This window comes from Streptomyces sp. MBT53, from assembly GCF_016654115.1.
Lineage (GTDB): Bacteria > Actinomycetota > Actinomycetes > Streptomycetales > Streptomycetaceae > Streptomyces.
The window spans coordinates 1-2,626 of the sequence record NZ_JAEQAZ010000464.1 but is presented as its reverse complement, the minus strand read 5'-3'; the positions used below and the strand labels follow the sequence as shown (position 1 = coordinate 2,626).

Sequence of the window (2,626 nt, the reverse complement as noted above, 5' to 3'; positions counted from 1 at the left end):
CGGCGGTCCCCGCGAGGGACGCGGGCCGGGTCAGGGCCAGGCTGGCGCGTCCTGGGCGTCGGTGGAGGTCCGGGAGCCGCTCCGGAGGTCCGTGACGCCGTTTTTGTGTCGGCGAGGCGGGGAGCCGCTCCCGCCCTGCCGACACCCACTAATCTGCCGTACCCGTGTTAAGCGGGTGCTGCGTGGACGTGACGCGCTCGTACCACTTCCGCGAAGTCCACCGATTGGGTAGGCAACCGCAAAGTCGCCGTCGACACGGCCCGTTCACCGGACGTTCGCTACTGCTTCCCGCCCTTGGCGAGGAAGGACAGCAGATCCTGTCGGCTGATGACACCGGTCGGCTTGCCCTCGACCAGGACGATCGCCGCGTCGGCCCCGCCCAGTACGGACATCAGGTCNGGATGGCGCCGTGCACCTTGTCGTTGAGGACGTCGGCGACGCGGGCGCTGGGGCCCTCGTCCTCCAGGAAGCCGTAGTCGGCCATCCACTCGTCGTTGAAGATCTTGGAGAGGTATCCGCGACCGCTGTCGGGCAGCAGCACGACGACCACGTCGTCCGGGCCGAGCCGCTCGGCGACCCGCAGCGCGGCGACGACCGCCATCCCGCAGGAGCCGCCGACGAGCAGCCCCTCCTCCTTGGCCAGCCGCCGGGTCATCTGGAAGGAGTCCTTGTCGGACACGGCGACGATCTCGTCCGCGACCGTGCGGTCGTAGGCGGTCGGCCAGAAGTCCTCACCGACGCCCTCGACGAGATACGGCCGCCCGGAGCCGCCGGAGTAGACGGATCCCTCGGGGTCGGCGCCGACGACCTGGACCCGGCCGTCACTGGCGTCCTTCAGGTATCGCCCGGTGCCGGAGATGGTGCCGCCGGTCCCCACACCCGCGACGAAGTGGGTGACCTTCCCCTCGGTCTGCTCCCAGAGCTCGGGGCCGGTCGAGTGGTAGTGGGAGAGCGGGTTGTTCGGGTTGGAGTACTGGTCGGGCTTCCAGGCGCCGGGCGTCTCGCGGACCAGCCGGTCGGAGACGTTGTAGTACGAGTCCGGGTGCTCGGGGTCCACGGCGGTCGGGCAGACGACCACTTCGGCGCCGTACGCGCGCAGCACGTTGATCTTGTCCGTGGACACCTTGTCGGGGCACACGAAGATGCAGTGGTACCCCTTCTGCTGGGCCACGATGGCCAGGCCGACGCCGGTGTTGCCGCTGGTCGGCTCGACGATGGTGCCGCCGGGCTGGAGTTCCCCGCTCTTCTCCGCCGCCTCGATCATGCGCAGCGCGATGCGGTCCTTCACGCTGCCGCCAGGGTTGAAGTACTCCACCTTGGCGAGAACGGTCGCCTGGATGCCCGCGGTCACGCTGTTGAGCCTCAGCAGCGGGGTGTTGCCGACGAGGCTGATCATCGAGTCGTGGAATTGCACCGTTGTCTCCGGTTGCTGCAAAAGAAGTGGTGGTGATTGGTCCTGCCAGCCTAAGGCCCGTAAATGCCGTTCACCGCCTGTTGAGATTGGGCCACGTGCTGTTCGGGGCAAGGAGTGGATGACGGCTACGAGGAGGTGGCGGCGACGTATGACGAGGATGTCGAGGGCGCGGGTGGCCCGGCGGATCGCGGCCGGTGCGGCGTACGGCGGTGGCGGGGTCGGACTGGTGGGCGCGGCGGCCGTGGGCCTGGTGCTGGCCGAGGTGCGCTTCGTGAAACGCCATGTGGGCAACGGCCATGCGCCGGGCAGCAACCATGTGCCCAGCGCCGACGGCCGCTACGGCCATGTCTACGACACCCCGGGTGAACCTCCGCTCCGGCTGACCATGCTCGGCGACTCCACGGCCGCGGGCCAGGGCGTGCACCGGGCGGCCCAGACACCGGGCGCGTTGCTGGCCTCCGGCCTGGCCGCGGTCGCGGAACGCCCGGTCGAACTGCGCAACGTGGCCCTCCCGGGCGCCCAGTCCGACGACCTGGACCGCCAGGTGGCGCTGGCCCTCGCGGACACGTCCCGGGTGCCCGACGTCTGCGTGATCATGATCGGCGCGAACGACGTCACCCACCGCATGCACCCGACAAGATCGGTCCGGCACCTCTCGGCGACGGTACGGCGGCTGCGGACGGCCGGTGCCGAGGTGGTCGTCGGCACGTGTCCCGACCTGGGGACGGTGGAGCAGGTCCAGCAGCCGCTGCGGTGGCTGGCGCGGCGGGCCTCCCGGCAGCTGGCGGCGGCCCAGACGATCGGCACGGTCGAACAGGGCGGGCGCACGGTGTCGCTGGGCGACCTGCTGGGCCCCGAGTTCGCGGCGAACCCGCGCGAGCTGTTCGGCCCGGACAACTTCCACCCCTCGGCGGAGGGGTACGCGACGGCGGCGATGGCGGTCCTGCCGACCGTCTGCGCCACGCTGGGCCTCTGGCCGGCCGAGGAGGACCGCCCGGACGCGTCCCGCCGCGAGGGCTTCCTGCCGGTGGCACGGGCCGCCGCGGAGGCGGCATCCGAGCCGGGCACGGAGGTCACGGCGGCCATGCCTACGGGGCCGAGGGGGCCGTGGGCTCTCCTGAAGCGGCGCAAGAGGCGCCGGGTCCCGGAACCGGAGGCGGCTCCTGCGGCTCGGTCCACCGTCCCCGGGGGCTACGCCCCCGGACACCCGTC

The 2,626-nt window shown here is 71.5% G+C and carries 1 protein-coding gene and 1 pseudogene; one reads left to right on the top strand and one right to left on the bottom strand.

The genetic code is table 11. The annotated features are described in order from the left end of the window. Nucleotides 1-278 precede the first annotated feature (278 nt). Nucleotides 279-1,414 (bottom strand): annotated as a pseudogene (locus JHN45_RS52250) (cystathionine beta-synthase). 148 nt (nt 1,415-1,562) lie between these two features. Here JHN45_RS52250 and JHN45_RS52245 point away from each other — a divergent pair. Next, nucleotides 1,563-2,626 (top strand): SGNH/GDSL hydrolase family protein (locus tag JHN45_RS52245; protein ID WP_236585082.1); only part of this gene is annotated, 1,064 nt, incomplete at its 3' end.